The organism is Syntrophorhabdaceae bacterium (assembly GCA_035541755.1).
GTDB lineage: Bacteria > Desulfobacterota > Syntrophorhabdia > Syntrophorhabdales > Syntrophorhabdaceae > PNOF01.
Genome location: DATKMQ010000055.1, coordinates 31,561 through 51,560, shown reverse-complemented (window position 1 = coordinate 51,560; position 20,000 = coordinate 31,561). Strand labels below are relative to the sequence as shown.

Here is a 20,000-nt window from a genome sequence, read left to right as displayed (position 1 = left end):
AGGCTTGGGGGGTAGTACGTCGTGTCCTGGTAACTCTATCATCCTCGTCAAGTAAATGAAATGACCTGCGTCACAAAAGAGAAAATTTTCTCGTAAGCATATGCCCCGGCCGATCCCCCCACACGAAGATTGAAAATACGAACGGTCATGAATACGTCCTATAGAACCGTGCCGCTCTCATCTCGATTAGCCGGGCAAAGAAGTGGGAACTAATATCAGAGCAGCGCCCAGATGACGGCATATACGAGGGCCGGTAGCAGGTTGCCGATACGGATCTTAGCGGTGCTAAGAAGGTTGATCCCTATAGCCACGATGAGAAGACCACCCGTTGCCGTGACAGCGCTCAAAACCACAGGCGACTGCAGAAAAACAAGTCTCGAGGCCGCCATCGTTATGGTCCCCTGGACTATAAAGACACTTGCGGCAGAAAATATCACACCGGTACCGAGGGTAGATGCAAGTGCAGCGGATGCCACGCCGTCCAGCATTGCTTTCACGTACAATGTGGTCGCGTTCCCCGTTGTTCCGTCCTGGATGGAGCCGACGATGACCATGGCGCCTGTGCAATAAAGCAATGAACTCGTGACGAAACCTTCCACGAATGTGGAGGAATCAGAACGGCTCCGATCCCTCACCCACAGGCCAAAGCGTTCAAGACCCGTTTCAATTCTAGCCAGTTCTCCGGTCAGTGCTCCTAAAAGAAGGCAGCCGATCGTGGGAATCACACTGGAAGCAGAAAGGGCCATTTGCAGGCCGATAAGCAATGTTGATAACCCGAGCGCCTGCATGAGAATGGTCTTCACACGCTCGGGCAGTCTATACCCGGCTAACACGCCGACGAGACCACCCGCTACGATGGCGGCGGCATTCACAATAGTTCCCTTCAGAATAGAGCTCCTTTCGATTAATCTGGCGCTCGCCCGTACCGCGTATTGTGTGCACCAGCGGTACACCTTTTAAGCTTTTCTCATTTTACACAAATAAGAGGGAAGAATAAACTCTAAAGATGGCAGACGCGCAAGAAGTAGTATTGCTGAATCACAGCACCAGAACTGTTCGGCTACGGGCATTTAAGCCCGTTTCCCTTATTGAAGCGTATCGCCGCGATGCAGTGCGGCCCAAGAAGGAAACCGTCCTGTCCCTCGTTATGCTTCGGAGGCTTGCGAATGATCCTCTTTGGTTCTGATTGCATTGAGAATTCCTCTCCTGTACGTGTAGTCATCAAGCAAAAGTAAATAGACCAATATAAAGGTTATTGTAGCATAGACGAAATATCCGGAAGCGGAAACATAGAGGGAGTACAAACTGATACATGAAACCAATGGAAAAATGAAGAGGAGGATTTTCTGGCATATGACCGCAAGCGAATATCTGCGAAGGAATTTGTCTTTTTTCTCTTTTGGCAGAGCCGAGATGACAAGTATCGTCCTCGGCATCGATTTACGCCTGAGAAATCCTGTGAGCAACAGCAAGATAAACCATACTATCGCTATCTTGAACCAGAAAGGCATGTGAACCTCCTTGTTATTGATTGCGGTCTGTTTCCTCTCCGCACTCCCTACAGATTTTTAGCGCCCTATTTCCCCAACACTTTTCTTTCAATCTTCGCGCTTTGACTCTTTCTTGTCCATTATTTTCCATCGCATCCTTATCTCTATGTCAGGACAACGCACCAAGGCCCCCGCCTGCGCCCATTGACGGAGGTTCTGAGCACTTGCATAAAGATCGAAATACCTGTGGGGCCCGAGCTAATTCCTCTTGCAATGCCAAGAAAACGATAATATATTTGCAAAAAGATATTGCATTGTCCTATCGTGGTGAACGTGGTCACTTACATAAAGCACTCCATCGCAATCGTCCTCGACCCTGCGCGGCTACTTTTGCGCGAAGAGGTATCGTGCGCGTATCCAGGGCTACCCGAACCGGATTCGCTGGTCCAAAGAACAGAAGATGAGGAATTTTCATGAGCGAACAGGCTGCCCCTTTGGATGCACATTCCAACGACCCGCATGAAGCGACCCAGGTCTTGAGGTCCGCGAAGATCATACGCATCGCCTGGCTGCCCGTTCCATTGCTCTTGATGGCGATCGTCGCCGCAAGGCTTATCGGTTTCAACGAATCTCACCGGGCCGAGACCCTGACACTCCTTTTGGGCTTTGTTTTCTACATTCTGGTCTCCCTGGGCGCCCTTTTTCTTGTGGCACGGAGTTTTTTGGCCTCCGGCAGCCCCGGGCTACTATTTTTGGAATGTGGACTCGTCATATGGGGCCTCGCAGGGACTGTGGGTGATGCCTTCTCCCGCGGCGACGTGAATGCCGTCGTGACCATCTATAACGTGGGCATCCTGCTCGCCGGGTTGTGCCTTCTTCTAAGCGCCACCCTTTTACTCAGGCCACAACGGGCGCTTCGCTCCCGAACCCTGCTCCTGGTTATAGGCTGGACGGCAAGCATGGTAGTACTCTGGCTCGTCACGCAGGCCACGCTTGCCAACTGGCTGCCTGTCTTTTTTATCACAGGACAGGGAGGTACGCCGGTACGTTACTGGGTGCTCGTCTCGGCAATCCTGGCGTTCGCCCTTTCCGCCGGTCTTTCGCTCTCCGGCGATGGAAAGAAATCGGCGTTTACCTCCTGGTACGCGATGGCTCTGCTTCTACTTTCCGTGGGGCTCTTCGGTATCATGATTCAGCTCTCCCTCGGGAGCGTAGTCAACTGGCTTTCCCGCTCCGCGCAGTGGCTGGGCGGCGTCTATCTGTTGCTCTCTGCCATTGCCTCGCTCAGCGAGTCGCGTTTAACTCTTCTTCCCGCGCCGGAAAAACTCCCGCGCTCCGCCTATTACCGGGGCGCTGTCGCCGTGGCGCTCGTTTTGGCCGCGGCTGCACTACGCCTCACCTTTTTGGGGGCAATGGGCTTGAGAGCCCCCTATGTCATATTCTTTCCCGCCGTGGTTTGCGCGGCGATTTATGGGGGTATGCGCTCCGGGCTCGTTGCGGTCGGCCTCTCCGTCCTATTAGCCAATTACCTGTGGGTAGAGCCGGTAGGTCAGCTCACCATAGCGCATACGGCCGACTGGTTAGCATTGTTCGTCTTCTTTTTGTCCGGTGTGATGGTCGTTTGGGTAGCTAACGCCATGCGTCGGGCCACGGCTCGCGCCTCGGCGGCAGAGGCGCACGCCCTGTTGTCAGCCGAACGGGAATCCGTGGCGCTGGCACTGCAGAAAAGTGAGGAGCGGTATCACACCCTGTTTACGGGCATGAACGAGGGCTTTGCCATCCATGAACTGCTTCTCGATGAATCCGGCAAACCTGTTGATTGGCGTTTTCTCGACGTTAATCCGGCGTTTGAGCGTCTGACCGGACTTAGTAGAAAGACCGTGGTGGGCAAGACACATAACGAAGTTCTCCCCGGAGATGATACCAGTTGGCTCGAGATCTATAGCAAGGTTGCTTTGACCGGACAGCCGGTGCAATTTGTAAATTATGCCCCGACGCTTGCGCGCTACTTCGAAGTTCTGGCTTATCGTCCGGCTCCCATGCAGTTTGCCGTTATCCTTATGGATGTTACCGAGCGCAGGCGCGTCGAGACAGATCTTTTGCAAGCAAAGGATCAACTCGCTTTTGACCTGGATGCAATGACAAGGCTGCAACGGATAGGCACGCTGTTTTTGCGAGAGGGGAATCTGCAACCGGTCCTCGATGAAATAGTCGATGCGGCTATTGCCATCTCCGGCGCCGACTTCGGCAATATCCAGCTCATGGACGCAGAAACCTCCACCTTGAAGATCGTTGCCCACAGGGGTTTTCCAGAGTGGTGGATCGACTACTGGGAGAGCGTCTCTAAGGGACACGGCGCGTGCGGCACTGCCCTTGAAAGGGGCGAGCGGGTTATCATCGAGGACGTGGAGCAAAGCCCGATTTTTGTCGGCACCCCTGCTCTCGATATCCAGCTTAAGGCCGGGGTACACGCCGTTCAGTGCACTCCCCTCATTAGCCGCTCGGGAGAACCCGTCGGCATGTTCTCAACACACTTCAAAAAACCGCATCGGCCTGACGAGAGGACCCTCGGGTTGCTCGACATCCTCGCGCGTCAGGCGCTAGACATTATAGAGCGATGGCACGCCGAGGAAGCGATCCGCAAGGCCCGTGATGAGCTGGAGGTCTGTGTCGAGGAACGAACCCTTGAGCTCAGCAAGTCATACGAAAGGCTTGAGAAGGAGCTTGAGGAGCGGCGGCGGCTCATAACGGCGATAGAACAGTCTGCAGAAGGTGTTCTCGTCCTCGATCAATCCCTTTCAAAGATCCTCTACGCGAATCCTTCTGTCGAGCGCCTTTCGGGGTATGCCTCTGTCGAACTAATCGATGGGGATCCAAGGAGACTGAGAAGCGACCGTCGCGGAGAAGATTTCTACGAATCCGTTCGTAGCGAGATTGCAAAAGGTAAGGCCTGGTCCGGAGACTATCCTCTACGGTGCAGGGACGGTTCCGAAATCCTCGCGGAAATGACCGTCTCACCGGTAAGGGACGAGCAAGGGGTCATTGGATCATACGTGGCAACCGTACACGACGTCTCGGAAAAACGCTTGCTCGAAGACCAGCTCCGCGAGGCCCAAAAAATGGAGGCCATCGGTACCCTGACAGGAGGCATCGCCCACGACTTCAACAACATCCTCGCCGGCATGATCGGCTTCACCGAGATGTCGCTTGACGACATCCCTCCTGACAATCCGGCACAGCGCCATCTGGAGCTCGTGCTGAAAAGCGGCTTCAGGGCGCGTGACCTTATTAGGCAAATGCTCTCTTTTAGCCGGAGAGACTCGTATGAGATAAAGGCCATCCCACTGCCTCCCATCATCAAAGAGACGGTCAAACTCCTTCGGGCCACGATACCATCCACCATCCAGATAGACCTCGACACCGGGGCAAAATCCCACACGGTCCTCGCCAATGCCACGGGCATCCAGCAAATCATCATGAACCTTGCGACGAACGCCGCCTATGCCATGAGAGAGACAGGCGGAAGATTGGGAATAACCCTGTTTGAAGTGGGCCCTTACGTTCAACTTGCCGTAGAGGATACGGGGGTAGGCATGGATACGGAGGTGCAAAAGAGGATCTTCGAGCCGTTCTTTACCACCAAGGAACCGGGCCAGGGCACGGGCATGGGTCTTGCCGTGGTCTACGGCATCGTCAAAAGCTTGCACGGGGATATCACCGTTGAGAGTAGGCCCAACGCGGGTTCTGTCTTCCGGATTCTTTTCCCTAAGGCAGAAACAGATGAGCAGCCTGAAGACTCGATGCCGGCTGCAATGCCCACAGGGCATGGAAGGATCCTCTTCGTGGACGACGAACAGATGCTTGCCGAACTGGGCCAGGGGATCCTCGAGAGGCTGGGCTATACGGTCGCGTCCGTGACAAACAGTTCGGAAGCTCTGAAGCTCTTTCACGATCATCCCTCCGACTTCGACCTTGTTATTACCGACCAGACCATGCCTGAGCTCACCGGTATGCGGCTCGCATCAGAGATGCTCCTCATTCGTTCCGACCTGCCGATCATCCTTTGCACAGGCCATAGCGACGGCGTGAATCCGGTAAGCGTCAGGGCAGCGGGGATCAAGCAGTTCCTCATGAAGCCGCTCTCTAAGCAGGACCTGGCGGTAGCGGTAAAAAAGGCCCTGGATACCGGCACCTGCGTATGACCGCGCGTAGAGGCAGGCCATAAAATTGTGAAACGATTTGATCGATCAATTATCTGTTGTGATTTCTTAAGACAGCAAGTATGATAACAAGAACGTGAGAAAAAGCCTGTGAGCGAAATAGCGAGATGATGGCCGCAGCTACACTTCACTCAGATGCGCCTGTTGCCATAACAGACAATCAAACAATCTTCGAACACTGCTATTTCCCCACAGGACGAAAAAAAGTTGTAGGTCTGGCGGACATTGAACGAATTACGGTGAAACCTCCGACTCTATGGAACGCAAAAGTGGAGATTGCTTAGGATGGAAAGGTTTAAGACCTGGTTTCCTCTGGACTTCAAACGGCCAAAAACGAGACAGACTTTTTTTGCTATTCTAAAAAACCAGCGCATCAACATCGGGCTCACCGCGGAGAATGGAGATCAAGCAGAGCAAATACTACGGGACAAGAACCTGATAACCAGTTTTCGAACACCATATAGACGCCCTGGCATGAATTCGTCAGGGACAACGCAAAGGAGGCACGACATGCAAGCCCGCGGCCCACTCATGATAGAACACCGCCTGATTGAAAAAATGCTGAACACAATCGGGCGCGTCCTGGTGCGTGTTGAAAAGACACAGTCCATTGATCCCTACTTTGTGGATACAGCCGTGGACTTCATTCGGGTATACGCCGATCGTACCCACCATGGGAAAGAAGAAGATATCCTCTTTAGATATCTTCGGGCAAAAAATATGTCCGGCGAAGACCGTAAGCTTATGGAAGACCTCATTGAGCAACACATTTTCAGTCGTGCTACTACGAAGAAGCTCGTAGAAGCCAACACGAGGTACCGGAATAAAGACACGAAAGCGCTTGGGGAAGTTACATCCTGCTTAAGAACACTCGTCGATTTTTATCCCGGGCACATCAACAAGGAAGACCAGGTGTTCTTTCCTGCTTCCCGGGCCTACTTATCCGATCAAGAGGATCAGAAGATGCTTGAGGAATTCTATGAGTTTGATAGAAAAATGATTCATGACAAATATAAGGCCGTGGTCAGCGAACTGACCACACAGTTCCCATAAGGAGGGATAAGAGTATGGCACGATCAAAACATCTCATTTGCGGCGTTCATATCACTGAGCGGTTAAAGCACGCATTAGAAGTACAACAGATTCTCACCGAATTTGGTGGAAATATTAAGACCCGCTTAGGTTTGCACGAGCTGAGCGTCGCGGGCGAAGGGCCAAACGGGCTTCTCGTGATCGAATTTGTTGGAACTGATGCCACGTTCAAGAAGTTCACGCAGAAATTGGGCAAGGTTGTCGGTGTAGAGGTCAAGCAAATGGTGTTTGACCACCCATAGTTCAGGACCGGCTCTACCCTGTCCTACAGGCCAAAAAAGGATTCTCTAGCCGGCATTTTGGAAGTTGCGCGCGCGGGCTCTATCACTGCAGAGGAAATAGTGCAGGCCGCCCACGAACGCATCTCTCGTAAGAGGGAAACGGGTGTCCATCTTGGCCCTTTGTTCTTTTTGTCAATTATCTTTCCACCCGATCTTCTCAAACGAAAGTGAGACCATGAGGAACCCGGTTGAATCTATTGACAGCCTGATTGAGCATATGTAGCATAATAGATCGGAGCGCCTATGGGATGTGATGTAAAATGTGATTCTTCGGCCGGCATCATTCAAGCGGTATGCAGTGGCTATATCACCGCAGATGAAATGATAGAGGCCGCTCACAAACGTATCTCTCTTGAGAAGGAAACAGGTGTTACACGGACCCTCATTGACGTAACGGGCGCTGAGCTCTCCGCCACCACCCTCGACCTGCTCAATCTGCCCGAGCAACTCTATAAAAGCCTCGGAGCGAACAGGAGAAGTCACATCGCCTTTGTTATGCCGACTGCCATGGAAGAACACCCGGCGTCCTATTTCTACCAGACTGCGTGCAGGAACCGGGGCTTTACGGTCGAGGTCTTCTCGGAACGAAAGACCGCCGTGGACTGGCTCCCTTCCAGCTGAAAACACGCATCGTTTCACCTGTTATTTCTGTAAGTAACGATTCCTGGCTGCAATCACAGCAATAAAGTCCCATGGCCAATATCGCGTACTCGGGCATGATTGGTTGCGATCTCTGATCGAGCTTCCCCAAAATATTTCAGATACTTCGTTGCTGGCCGAACAAACCGGCCATAACTTGACCCTCTTGATATCCTGCCCACGGGGTATTAAGTATGAAGAGCAACACATAATAAGGGAGGAAACGAATGAGCAAGGATTTCAGGGTACTTATTACCGACGATGATCCGGATAACCTCGCTTTGATGACTTCTGTTCTGCGAAGAGCAGGCTACGATGTCTTTCCGACAAAGAGCGGGGAGGAATGTCTCCATGCAGCGCAAGACTGCCGTCCTGCCTTGCTCCTGTTGGATGTTGTGCTACCCGATATATCCGGCATCGAGGTCCTAAGACAGGTCAAGTCTTCTCCCACTTTGACCGACGCGTTTGTGATCCTCATGTCCGGTGTCGATGTGTCCTCGGAAAGGCAAGCCGATGGTCTCAATATAGGGGCGGACGGCTATATCACGAAACCTATTTCCAACAAGGAGCTTGTGGCAAGGGTTCAGGCCATGGAACGAATCAAAATCGCTGAGGACGCTTTAAGAGAGAAAGAGAGAGAGCTGCAGGAATCGGTCTCGTATCTGAGGGCCGCTCTCTCAGAGATTAAGGTACTGAAGGGCCTGATACCGATCTGCTCATCCTGCAAGAAGATACGCAATGACCTGGGCTTCTGGGACCAGCTGGAATCTTATTTAAGTGAGCATACCGACGCCATCTTTACCCATGGCCTCTGCCCTGAATGTTTTCAGAAAACTGTTGTCGAAATCAGAGGGATGCGCAAGCAGGACGCAAAATAACATCGAAAGATGGCGACTTGATGCACACTCCGGCTTGCATAACCGGCATGTCATCGGTAATCCTCACTCTTTCATGATATTCCCAATGCCCTGCGTTACAGGTGTAGTCTCATGAACTTGGGGCCGATCATCCCTCCCCAAGCCCGCCCCCAAGTTCATGGGCTCTCCGATCTTGTCAAGACCTTCTGCAATACGGTTCATCCTGAATGTCCACCCATGATTTAGGTTGACAATCCGTCTATGAGTGTTACATAAGTTAGGATCAGACATAAAAAGGGGGTGCATCATGCCGGAAGATACTCGTGTTCGGTGGGGTTGGCTCAGGGCCATGTATATCCTGACTATCGTGGGCGCGGGCAGTGTGGGCTTAGGAATCATTATCATTCCCGATCTCATGCGTTCCACGTACGGTTGGCCTATTCAGGATCCAGTGGTCTTTGGCATTTGTGGGAGTGTATACGTGGCGTTTGCACTTCTGTCCATCCTCGGTCTTAAATCCCCCCTAAAGTTTGTCTCTTTGCTGCTGCTCCAGCTTACGTACAAAGTTCTGTGGTTCGTTGGAGTAATCCTGCGTCTGTTATTGGAGGGCAAATTTCCATCGTACGCAGTGCTCCATGTGGCAATTTTCGCCATTTATGTTATCGGCGACCTGATAGCAATCCCGTTCCCATACGTTTTTCGCAAAGAAGGCGCTGCTCGTTTGTTTTGAAAGATTTGTTCGATATTTTGCCATTGGATCAATAATGATTAAGGCGAGAATACAAAGAAAGGGCAGAGCCTTTCGACTCTGCCCGTGGCGACAATTGCGCGGTAAATAACAGCTACTACTGTGCGAACCTTCTTCTTAAGACCCCAAGGCCGACAAGCCCAGGACCGAGAAGCAGAAGGGCGCCGGGAATTGGCACAGAGTCGAGGACCGTGAGGTTGGCAATGCCAATTTCGTTGTCGGTCAGTGTAAAATAGGAGATGTTCGGGCTCGACACCAGGAATCCGTAAAACGCACCGGTGTTGACCCCTCCACCCGTCGCAAAAGTCAGGGTATAGGACTCGATCAGGTTGTTCGAGGAGTCATAGACAGCTATCGTTGTCGGATTTCTGCCGCCGGGGCCTCCCGGCATGAAGTAGTTGAGAAATCCGCCTACACCCTGGACGGGGGTCGTGAACGCGAAGGTCATGGTGTCTGTCGTGTCAAAGCTATAACTGTCGTCGTTGAGGCCCGCCATAGGCCCGAGAGCCCCGTTCCAATAGCCGTTGTTACCGTAGTAATAATATCCGGTAAAACCAAACACTGATTGATAGTTGTAGTCGTTCGGGGGGGCAGTCTGGGTATTCGTCGAGCTCCACGTGATCCCTGGGCCGAAAGTCTGAGGGCCCTGGCCCTGGTAATTCACTTCAGGCATGGAGATCACCGTCGCGCCGCCCGGTAGGGACCCGACAAGAGCTGCCTCGCCCGTGGTCGCGGCTAAAGAGACCGCAAGTAATAAGCAGGCTGCAAAGCAAAGCATTTTGAGCATCTTCATTCGTCCCACTCCTTTTGATAAGCTTATCTTGCTATCCAAAGTCTCAGGCCATCTCGAAGCTCCCTATCAGGGTCGAGCAAGTGATAACTGTCGGCTTGCTGTGCCACCCTCACAGATAGTTTGGCTTTTTCAGGCGGAATAACGTGTATCACAGTGCATAACCCAAAGTCAAGTGAAGATTTTATAAAGAAGCAGTCGGGATTCGGCTAAGCTGCCCGGCCACGGTGCCACTTCTAACTCACTCCATCCCTACGCTCAATCCAGATTTTTGCGAGGTGCCCGAGCTTGAAAGGCAGGCGTAGCGTTACATGAATCACGCGAGGACAGGCCTTCCCATTACGATTGTCTATTTCTGTAATCCTTATAGCCGAATCGCTTTATTACCTTCGCGGCCTTCCCTTGTCCTACCACCGCTATATCGGGTAAATTGATCCCGTTGAATGTGGTGTTCTTTACAATGCTGTATAGGGCCATGTCCGTAAACACGAGCCTGTCGCCTCGTTTAAGAGGCCGGTCAAAGGAGTAATCGCCGATTACGTCCCCGGCAAGACAACTTGGTCCTGCAACCCTGTATGTGTATTTCTTTTCGCGCGCTGTACCCGACTGCAACGCGTGCGGCCTATAAGGCATGAGCAGCACGTCGGGCATATGCGTCTCCGCTGAAGCATCCATGATGGCGATGTCCATTTGGTTCTTCACGACATCAAGCACCGAGGAGATCAGCACTCCGGCATTCAGGACACTCGCCTCACCGGGCTCCAGATAAACCTGCACCCCGTATCTGTTCTTGAAGGCGTTTATCATCCTTATCAGTCGCTCCAGGTCATAATCCTCACGTGTGATGTGATGTCCACCGCCGAAATTGACCCATTTCACCTCCTTGATGTACGGCCCGTAGAGCTTTTCAAACGATTTAAGTATCCTCTCAAGCACGTCCGAATTCTGCTCACACATGGCGTGAAAGTGTAAACCCCTAATCATACCTTTATACAGGGAAAACTCTCGACGGAACGAATCGTAGACCATTCCAAGCCGTGAATTGGGCGCACAGGGGTTGTACATCTCAGTCACCACTTCGGCGTAACCGGGATTGACCCTGATACCGGTCTCTACCCCGGTTTTTCGGGCTTGAGGCCCGTATTTTTCGAGCTGATAATAAGAATTGAAGATCAATACGTCCGAATATTTCAGTACATTGCCCACTTCATCGTCCTTAAGCGCCGCTGCAAAGGTATGCACTTCCTTGCCGAATTCTTCACGGCCGAGCCGCGCCTCGTTGAGACCGCTTGCCGAGACCCCGTCAAGATACCGGCTCATCACGGGAAAAGTGGCGAAGGACGCATACGCCTTGAGTGCGTGCAGTATCTTACAGCCTGTGCGGTCCTTCACGTACCTTAGGATCCGCATGTTTTCTTCGAGCAATGTCTCATCGATCAAATAGACCGGGGTGCGTATCGATGCCGCCGCACTCTCAAGAAATCTTCGATTTGCGGCGCTCAATGCTTTCTTTCTTTCTCTCTTGAGTATGGCGGTAAGCGACTTAAGTAAATTCGGGTTAAGCGCGCCGATCACTTTATTTCTCGCGCTATCTGACAGAGTATAATATGCCCGTGGGCAAGACGGATCTTTATCTGAGATCGCCCTCACCACCCTATCAATTTCTATTTGAATGCCCATGTGCGTGTTTTAAGCTTTCCCGGGAAGGGGTACGTGGTCCACAACCTGCCAGGGGAGACCGTACTTGTTCAGGGCCTCCATGAATCCGTCCGGATCAAGCTGCTCCATATTAAACACGCCGGCTCCCTGCCACGCACCGGTCAGCACCATCATGGCGCCGATCATGGCGGGAACGCCTGTGGTATAGGCAATCGCCTGTGTTCCGGTCTCCTTGAATGCCTCTTCATGGTCGCAGACATTGTAGATATATCGGGTAAGGGCTTTGCCATCCTTCTTTCCGGTCATTATGTTGCCGATCGCCGTCTTTCCCGTATACCTCTCTCCGAGCGAAGCGGGCTCAGGGAGCAACGCCTTGAGGAACTTCACAGGCACGATCTTGCAGCCCTCGTAATCCACTTCATCTATGCGTGTCATACCGATATTCCTGAGTACCCTGAGATGGGTGAGATAGTTCTGCGAGAAGGTCATCCAGAACCTGGCCCGTTTGAGTCCCTTTATGTGTTGAACAAGCGATTCCAGTTCCTCATGATAGAGCAGATAACTCTCCCTGGTTCCCGCAACCGGATAGTCAAAGCTGAAATGGGTACTACCCTCTTCGATAATAGCCGGTGACTCTATCCATTTGCCCTCTTCCCAGTGTCGTACGACTTGTGTCACTTCCCTGATATTGATCTCGGGGTTAAAGTTGGTGGCGAAGGCCCGGCCGTGATCTCCCGCGTTGCAGTCAAGTATGTCCAGGTAGTTGATCTCGTCAAAGAAATGCTTCATCGCATAGGCGGTAAAGACATTCGTTACGCCGGGGTCGAAGCCCGAACCGAGGACCGCCATAATCCCTTTTCTGGCAAACTGTTCCTGATAGGCCCATTGCCATCTATATTCAAAACGGGCCTCGTTGAGCGGTTCATAATTGGCCGTATCTATGTAGTGAACGCCTGTGGCAAGGCACGCATCCATGATGTGCAGGTCCTGGTAGGGGAGCGCGAGATTGAGAACCAAATCGGGTTTGTACGTCTGAATAAGTTTCGATAATTCCGGCACATTGTCGGCATCTACCTGTGCTACCTCAATGTCTTTCTCATATCTTGACTTGATGTCGGTCTTTATGGCCTCGCACTTGGAGAGCGTCCTGCTCGCAACCAGTATGCTCGTAAAGACCTCCGGAACCTGCGCACACTTGTGGCAGGCGACCTGGGCAACGCCCCCTGCCCCGATTATCATGATCCTTCCATGCTTCTTTCTATCATCCATATGTGTCTCCTAGCTCAACGGCTTCCATGCGAGGTTCTATACTATAATGCTCCATTTCACATCAACTTCAGCGCCTCAGGAAGCGCTCCGGACGAGTTCCGCAACACACCACTACGATATGCCACGAGGCGCATTCGCTTCTATATAACTTAAGAACGTGTAGATCAATTTAGCGGCAAGAAAATCGGGCGCTTTCACATGAGACGGGCACAGTTCGACCACATCAAACCCGAGAACCCGCTTCGATTTCGAGACCGCGCGGAGGAGTTTCATGACCTGATACCAAGACAGGCCGCCCGGCTCCGGCGTGCCTGTGGATGGCATGATGCCCGGATCGAACACATCGAGATCGATGGTGACGTATACGTTCCTACCGAGTAGCCGCACCACCCGGGTTATCCACTCCTCGGAATCATAGATCGTGTGCGCGAAGAACATTCTCTTCTTATCCATGCCCGGCCGCTCAGACGCATCCATACTGCGTATTCCCACGGAAACGATGTTCCCGACAACCTCACGGACACGGGCAATGACGCAGGCATGGTTGTAACGGCTCCCTTCATATGAGTCGCGGGAGTCGGCATGAGCATCAAGGTGCAATACGCTTAAACCTTGAAACCGGTCAGCGTACGCCTTAATAGCACCGATGGAAACGGAGTGTTCGCCGCCCAACGTTACAACGAGCTTATTGTCTTGAATAAACCGTAAGGCGGCTCTTTCAGTCTTTCTTATGAGCGCAGAGGAGGAGGCGGCTTTGATCGGTCTTGCCGTGTAAATTCCCTTTGTGAGAATCTCGGTATCCGTTTCGATATCGTAGAATTCGAGATATCGCGAAGCCTCGATGATTGCTTTCGGCCCCTGGTCTGCACCCTTACACCAGGTACTCGTCTTGTCGAAGGGGACCGGAAGAATGACCGCAGTAGCCGACCCATATTGCGACTCGTTGCTTCTTAGCCCGCAAAAATCAAGGCGACGATCCGACATCTCATTCCATTATAAAGACTGCCGAAGCCAGCACGGTGGTCCAGAGACCGTCCTTGTTTCCCTCCGCTGACTGGCAAATGTGCTTGGTTTTGAATATATGGCCACTCGCCCTGTAGAACTGCTTGCGTTCATCCCACGCCTCGTTCGGATCAAAAGGCAAACCAAGTGTACTCGCGAGCATTGTTGCGGCAAGGTCTTCGGCATATTCGCCGGACACGACAGCCTTTTCACCGAAAGCGTGGTGTTCGGAAATATAGCCATAGTTCGTAAAATCCTTGGGCATGGCAAAACCGACCGATGCGGAGATAAGACGGTTCGGCTCATTCGTTTCATTACGTGACATTACACAGTACGTGATCTGGCCGGCCCGAAGTTGTTTGAGCCCAGCCGCCTTCGAGATAATCTTGCATTTGGGCGGAAATATGCTCGATACATAGACAAGGTTACACTTCTCAATGCCGGCATTTCTCAATGCGACCTCAAAGGATGATAACTTGTCTTTATGGACGCCTACTCCTTTTGTAAGAAAAACTTTTTTTGGGGTCATTCCTTCATCCTCCATTCGCCTAATCCCACGAGACAACGGCAGCAAACCCAACGTCATCCTGCTCCCGACGCGTGTTTTTACGATGTTCCATATTATCATCCTCCCTAAAACAAATTCCTTTCCCGTTACGGGGTCCTAAAAATTAGGAGGCGAAGACACCCACAGCACCACAGCTTCTTTCGCTCGCCTGTTCGCTATGTAATGTCTCTTTTTTGCTTTGAAGAAGAAACATGCGCCTTTCTTCAACTTGTATGTCCTTGCCCCGAGCACAAGGTCTACACTGCCCGCAATAACGAATCCAAACTCTTCGCCCTCGTGCGGTTCTTCCTCGGGGGTTTTCTCTCCAACTGCAAGTATGAGCAGTGCGGGGTCCATCATCCTGTTCTGGGCAGCGGGAACGAGTATCTGAAACATCTTGACGCCGTTAATGTCCAGGTCCACCCTGTCTTTGGGCTCAAACACGATCTTTTCGTCGTAGGCCCCGTTGAAGAAAGCCGATGGCTTCTCATCAAGGGCATCAAGAATGCCGATCAAGCTCTCAACAGAAAGCGAGGTATGGTTTCGCTCCACCTGTGAAATAAACCCTTTAGTCAGGCCTGCTCTTGTGCCCAATTCTTCCTGAGTGAGGCTCTTCGCCTGCCTTAAGGTTTTGATACGGTCACCTATACTTGTTTTATCGATCTTCATAATAACAATATACGCTTACACAAAGTTTACGTTATTAAACTATTAGTATTATTTTTCTTTGTCAAGTAAATTTTTATTTAACTTCTATGTTCACTATGCTAAACTAATGGGTCTGGACACCAAATGCTGGTAAAACAAGCACTTATAGATTTTTTTGAGAGAAATGACATTCGGTGCATCTTCCAGTTACCCGGTATACATACGCTCCCGCTCAACGAACGTCTGTCCCACCAGAAAAATATGCGCATAATTACGTGCAGACATGAATCTGACATGATATTTATGGCTCAAGGCTATGCAAAGGCGTCGGGGAGGACCGGCGTGCTGCTCGTTACCGCCGGACCAGGACTCGGTAACATCGTCTCCGGATGCATGGAAGCCTTTCATGATGACATTCCTCTTTTCATCATACACATAGACGTGGAAACAAGCGAATTGAATAAAGGTATTCTCCATGGCATTGTGGAGCCCGAAAATATCTTTAGCCGCTTCATCAAGAAGAGCTATCGGGTAATCGATCCAACTGATCTGCCCCAAGTTCTTCAGCAGGCATACGAAGAAGCCGGCTCCGGCCGGCGCGGCCCCACTCTCATATCCGTTCCACACACCATGTTCGGTAAAGAGATTTCGGGAATTGCTCCCGTGCACAAACAGATCGACGCCTCCGACCCCGTTCCGAAAGACCGGAAAGAAGGTGATATTCGCACCTTTCTTCACACCTTCGCAGAGCTCCTTAAGACCAAGACGAACCCGATTATTGTGGGAGGAGCCGCTCTCATGACCGAGAATGCCAGTCTTGCTCTTAACGACATATGCCGCAATTCTTCCATCCCGTTCTTAAGCACCACGGGAGGCAAAGGCGTCGTGCGCGAAGATAACCCGTACGCCTTCGGTAATATCATGAGAAAGGGTGTTGTGCGGGATATCCTCACATCATCCGATCTCATCATCGCTATAGGGACAAGGCTCCGCGACGTCGATGCCGGGCGGAGAGGCGTGAGTTTCAGGGAACTTGTTCACATCGATATCGACGATCAATGGATGGATAAGAACTATGCTGCACGGCTCAAGTTCGCCGGCAATGTGGAGGAGGCTCTTCTTGGCATAAAACGCATCATGGAGAGGAAAGTCTTCCGATGGGATCTCGAACATCTCAAGACCTTGCAGCGTCAGGAGGAAGCGAGGCTTGCCCTAAGCGCTCCGGGGTACGCCGTGATGAAATGTATACGTGATTCTATTCCCGAGAGCACGACTATTGCGTGCGACTTGAATATCCCCTCTTACTGGTCGGAATATTACCTGCCGGTATATCTTAGGAACAGCTTTCTCATGCCCCGGGGCGTATCACCGATCTTCTATTCCATACCGGCGGCCATCGGAGCCAGAATCGCGCGTCCGGACAGGCCGTGCCTCGCTTTATGCGGGGATGGCGGGGCTCTGCCCACCCTGTCGGAAATAGCCGTTATGAAGCAATATAACATCCCGGTCGTAATCTTTATTTACAACAACAATAGCTTCGCTATTCTCGAAGACGCCATGATCGATCGCTACGCCATTCAAGGCTTCATGAATCTCAGAAATCCCGATTTCGTGAAGTTGGCCCGGGCGTTTGACATTAAGGCAAAACGCACTAAAACCCTCAAGGGTCTCGCAAGAATATTCCGCAACGATGTAACGTGGGATGAACCCTTTCTCATCGAATTCGTGCACCCCGTTTCCCCACCACCATGGAGAAACCAGAAAAACGTCTGAACGCTGAACCACAACTTGCCCGAGAGAAAATAGACGGCTCCGACAAGAACCTGTTGCGCACGATGCCGGGCGCCGGGCAGGATCTTTTCCGGCAAACCGCCCGAACTATTTCAAACGAATCCTGAACTTTTCCGAAAAGTGATCGGGATAGTAGGAAAGCTTTGCTTCACGCAGTCCAGGTATGCCCAGATCCTGTTCCCTGTTGATGTAGGTAACGTGCTGCCACACATTTTCACAAAACTGCTGGTTAATGAACGAATAGAGACCCGACATCTCCGGGTCCGCCTTTTCGATGTGGATTACGGCCGTATCACTATTCAGTTGCTCACCGATAGTGAAAGCCCCGAGTTTTCCTCCCACGAGACCCACTCCGCCCTGGACTTGCAATGCGTCAAAATGGGTGAGTATTTCCACAATCGCCTCATGTTCGCTGAGCAGGCTCAAGTCGTCTTCGCATCTGCGCATCTGGCACCATTTTTCCTGCAACTCCAGGCAGTCGTCGATATGCCGACCTTGAAGAGGTTCGTAGACGCACGCGTGAAAACGCAGGAGCTGGTTAATGTGGTTTCTCTTGGATCGGTACTTGTTGCCTGCAAGCTGCACCAGGTCTTCCCTGCGATAGACGTAATCGAAATGGTCCCGGAGAGGCTCAATAGAGAAGTCTGGCAGGTCGCTTAACTCCGAAATAAGTTTTTGATCTGCCCTTTCTATCCTCGCGTCTTCTACTTGCATGGTATCGCGAAGCCACGTGAGAAGTGTGAAAACGGCTTCTTTCCGCGGCGACGAGCCTATGGGCTCGAAAGCGTAGACGCCACCCTGGCCTTGTCCGGATATGATAAAAAGCCAGTCCTTGTATATCGACCATTGAAACGCGTAATGACGGCGCCATATAAAAAGATTCGTGAAGGTCATCTCGGAAATCGTTGGGTTATCTGCGGACAAAAGACCATCAATGAACTCACGATCTTCAAGCCCGATTGGTTTAAAATCAGGGAACTGCGGATTTTGCATAGGCATAATTGAATATGAAAATACCGATTTTGTCAAACTGTGCCGTAGATCAAGACCTTAAGCGCACAAATATGTTACTATAATGCAAAAAGGAGACCGGCGGACATCATATGGGGCCCAATTCGCATAAGATAGATTTTATAAAGAGCTCGTTATCCACTTATCTTCAGGGAAAGGAGGAGCCGCTTAACCTATCGCTTATCTCTTTTTTTTCACGAGGCCACCTTCTCATAGAAGATCTGCCCGGCTTGGGAAAGACCACGCTCGCTATCGGCATAGCAAAATCTCTGGGCCTCACATTTGGGAGAATTCAGTGCACAAGCGACCTGTTACCCACAGACATTACCGGACTGTCCATATACAACAAAACGGCCGGGGAGTTTGAATTCCATCCAGGCCCCATATTCAATAACATAGTGCTCTGCGATGAAATAAACAGGGCGACACCAAAAACGCAGAGCGCTCTCCTCGAGGCCATGGAAGAAAAGCAGGTAACCATCGAGGGAAGAACATACAAACTTCCAAAATTATTCAGCGTCATCGCCACTCAGAACCCGGCTGAACAATTCGGTACGTTTCCTCTTCCTGAGTCACAGCTCGATAGGTTCATGATGAAAATCAGTATCGGTTATCCTTCGCGGGACGCGGAAAGAGAGATACTGAAGATAGGCAGCAAACGGGAAGACATATATCTCATTGACCCGGTCGTAAACCAGGACGACGTGGCCGCGATACAGGACGAGATAACAAAGACCGTTTATATTTCGGACAAGATTCTTGAATATACCCTCTTAATACTCCATGCTACACGAGAGAGCGATTATCTCTCCGCCGGCCTATCCACGCGGGGCGCCCTCACCATCACGAATACTGCGAAAACGAACGCGTACTTTCATGGAAGGGATTTCGTCATTCCCGAAGACATCAAGGAACTCGCGGAATATACCATATCGCACCGGGTAATATTTAAGGAAGAATACGAAAACATCAACAAAAGGGAGGTCATAAGATCCATCGTAAACGCAATACCAATACCCCTGTAATCAGAATCTCCAAGGCGGGATTTCTTTATATCGTAGTCACCATCTTCCTCGGGGTCGCTGCAACTAATACAAACAATAACCTCATTTATATCATCGTTTCCGCACTGTTAAGCTTCATGAGCCTCTCCGGCCTTTTCGGAAAAGCAAATCTTTCTAAACTTGATTTCGCCATCGATATGCCCCGAGAAATCTACGCGGGCGCCCCGGTTCCGATAAGAATCACCCTCAACAACAAAAAGAGGTTTTTGCCCGCCTTTCTCGTCCGACTGAAGACAGATAAGTTCGACGCCCTGTTTCCGTTTACTGACGCGGCCGACACGTCGTCTCTTAATACGGACATCTCCTTTCCAAAAAGGGGATTGCATACCATACAAGATTCTCACATCTATTCCGTGTTCCCCTTTAACTTCTTCACACGTTTCAAAGATACGGGTCGGAGCGTGAGCTGTATTGTATTCCCTTCGCTTAAACCTTGCGAACTCTTTACGGTCTATCCGGTCGAAACGAGGGGACGCGGAGAACGGCTCTCGGACGCGTTAGGTTATGAATCGGACATTGTGTCTATCAGAGAATATGTGCGGGGAGACCCTTTCAAATACATACACTGGAAAGCTACGGCAAAGACGGGCAAACTCAAGACAAAAGAGCTCTCTTCCCTTTCATACAGGCCTGTAATCATAGATTTTGAAAAGGTGGCAGTCAAGGATATCGAAGAAAGGCTTTCGTCTCTCGCTTACACCATTGTTCAACTGTCAAAAAAGAACATTCCCGTAGGGTTAAAGATAGACGGAAGATTCTATCCACCCGAAGCTTCACCGAGCCACAGACTTAATCTTCTCAGAGAACTTGCCCTGTACGGAACGAACACGAGAATCAATAGCGCCGGTACGCTCGTGCCCGACGCAATACCGAATCATACTTCAGGCTGAGC

At 51.2% G+C, this 20,000-nt stretch carries 19 protein-coding genes; 10 read left to right on the top strand and 9 right to left on the bottom strand.

Annotated elements, in window-relative coordinates; all coding sequences use genetic code 11:
• Window positions 1–215: 215 nt before the first annotated feature.
• Window positions 216–872, bottom strand: coding sequence for a DUF554 domain-containing protein (locus VMT62_04790; protein ID HVN95722.1), 657 nt, complete (start codon window positions 870–872; stop codon window positions 216–218).
• A 188-nt stretch (window positions 873–1,060) separates the two neighbouring features.
• A complete protein-coding gene (locus VMT62_04785) occupies window positions 1,061–1,192 on the bottom strand; it encodes a hypothetical protein (protein ID HVN95721.1) in 132 nt (43 codons plus the stop codon).
• Window positions 1,193–1,353: 161 nt separating this feature from the next.
• On the opposite strand from VMT62_04785, the gene VMT62_04780 reads away from it, so the two are divergent.
• From VMT62_04780 to VMT62_04750, 7 genes are all read left to right on the top strand, one after another.
• Window positions 1,354–1,515: a hypothetical protein gene (locus VMT62_04780; protein ID HVN95720.1), complete on the top strand. Its 162-nt coding sequence runs from the start codon at window positions 1,354–1,356 to the stop codon at window positions 1,513–1,515.
• Between the two features lie 448 nt (window positions 1,516–1,963).
• Window positions 1,964–5,692: a PAS domain S-box protein gene (locus tag VMT62_04775; GenBank protein ID HVN95719.1), complete on the top strand. Its 3,729-nt coding sequence runs from the start codon at window positions 1,964–1,966 to the stop codon at window positions 5,690–5,692.
• A 528-nt stretch (window positions 5,693–6,220) separates the two neighbouring features.
• A complete protein-coding gene (locus tag VMT62_04770; protein HVN95718.1) occupies window positions 6,221–6,763 on the top strand; it encodes a hemerythrin domain-containing protein in 543 nt (180 codons plus the stop codon).
• Between the two features lie 14 nt (window positions 6,764–6,777).
• Window positions 6,778–7,044: a hypothetical protein gene (locus VMT62_04765; protein HVN95717.1), complete on the top strand. Its 267-nt coding sequence runs from the start codon at window positions 6,778–6,780 to the stop codon at window positions 7,042–7,044.
• Between the two features lie 282 nt (window positions 7,045–7,326).
• Window positions 7,327–7,704, top strand: coding sequence for a hypothetical protein (locus VMT62_04760; protein HVN95716.1), 378 nt, complete (start codon window positions 7,327–7,329; stop codon window positions 7,702–7,704).
• A 245-nt stretch (window positions 7,705–7,949) separates the two neighbouring features.
• Window positions 7,950–8,600 carry a response regulator gene (locus VMT62_04755; GenBank protein HVN95715.1) on the top strand — a complete coding sequence of 217 codons (651 nt, stop codon included), beginning with the start codon at window positions 7,950–7,952 and terminating at the stop codon, window positions 8,598–8,600.
• 286 nt (window positions 8,601–8,886) lie between these two features.
• Complete coding sequence (locus tag VMT62_04750) at window positions 8,887–9,309, top strand: hypothetical protein (GenBank protein HVN95714.1); 423 nt, start codon at window positions 8,887–8,889, stop codon at window positions 9,307–9,309.
• A gap of 115 nt (window positions 9,310–9,424) precedes the next feature.
• Here VMT62_04750 and VMT62_04745 read toward each other — a convergent pair whose 3' ends face one another.
• From VMT62_04745 to VMT62_04720, 6 genes are all read right to left on the bottom strand, one after another.
• Entirely contained in the window at window positions 9,425–10,120 is a 696-nt protein-coding gene (locus VMT62_04745; protein HVN95713.1) for a hypothetical protein, read from the bottom strand.
• A 336-nt stretch (window positions 10,121–10,456) separates the two neighbouring features.
• On the bottom strand, window positions 10,457–11,692 hold the full coding sequence (nspC, locus tag VMT62_04740) for a carboxynorspermidine decarboxylase (GenBank protein ID HVN95712.1): 1,236 nt from the start codon (window positions 11,690–11,692) through the stop codon (window positions 10,457–10,459).
• A 114-nt stretch (window positions 11,693–11,806) separates the two neighbouring features.
• The gene (locus tag VMT62_04735) at window positions 11,807–13,045 is read right to left on the bottom strand and encodes a saccharopine dehydrogenase family protein (protein HVN95711.1); all 1,239 of its coding nucleotides are present in this window, start codon (window positions 13,043–13,045) and stop codon (window positions 11,807–11,809) included.
• Between the two features lie 111 nt (window positions 13,046–13,156).
• Window positions 13,157–14,029: an agmatinase gene (gene speB, locus VMT62_04730; protein HVN95710.1), complete on the bottom strand. Its 873-nt coding sequence runs from the start codon at window positions 14,027–14,029 to the stop codon at window positions 13,157–13,159.
• 1 nt (window position 14,030) lies between these two features.
• Window positions 14,031–14,576: an arginine decarboxylase, pyruvoyl-dependent gene (locus VMT62_04725; GenBank protein HVN95709.1), complete on the bottom strand. Its 546-nt coding sequence runs from the start codon at window positions 14,574–14,576 to the stop codon at window positions 14,031–14,033.
• A 135-nt stretch (window positions 14,577–14,711) separates the two neighbouring features.
• Complete coding sequence (locus VMT62_04720; protein HVN95708.1) at window positions 14,712–15,263, bottom strand: cupin domain-containing protein; 552 nt, start codon at window positions 15,261–15,263, stop codon at window positions 14,712–14,714.
• Between the two features lie 123 nt (window positions 15,264–15,386).
• Between VMT62_04720 and VMT62_04715 the strand changes: the two genes are divergently transcribed.
• Window positions 15,387–17,015, top strand: coding sequence for a thiamine pyrophosphate-binding protein (locus VMT62_04715; protein ID HVN95707.1), 1,629 nt, complete (start codon window positions 15,387–15,389; stop codon window positions 17,013–17,015).
• Window positions 17,016–17,120: 105 nt separating this feature from the next.
• On the opposite strand, the gene VMT62_04710 is transcribed toward VMT62_04715, so the two are convergent.
• Complete coding sequence (locus VMT62_04710; GenBank protein ID HVN95706.1) at window positions 17,121–18,026, bottom strand: phosphatidylglycerol lysyltransferase domain-containing protein; 906 nt, start codon at window positions 18,024–18,026, stop codon at window positions 17,121–17,123.
• A gap of 110 nt (window positions 18,027–18,136) precedes the next feature.
• Here VMT62_04710 and VMT62_04705 point away from each other — a divergent pair, with 110 nt between their 5' ends.
• Entirely contained in the window at window positions 18,137–19,069 is a 933-nt protein-coding gene (locus tag VMT62_04705; GenBank protein HVN95705.1) for a MoxR family ATPase, read from the top strand.
• 116 nt (window positions 19,070–19,185) lie between these two features.
• Complete coding sequence (locus tag VMT62_04700; protein ID HVN95704.1) at window positions 19,186–19,998, top strand: DUF58 domain-containing protein; 813 nt, start codon at window positions 19,186–19,188, stop codon at window positions 19,996–19,998.
• Window positions 19,999–20,000 lie beyond the last annotated feature (2 nt).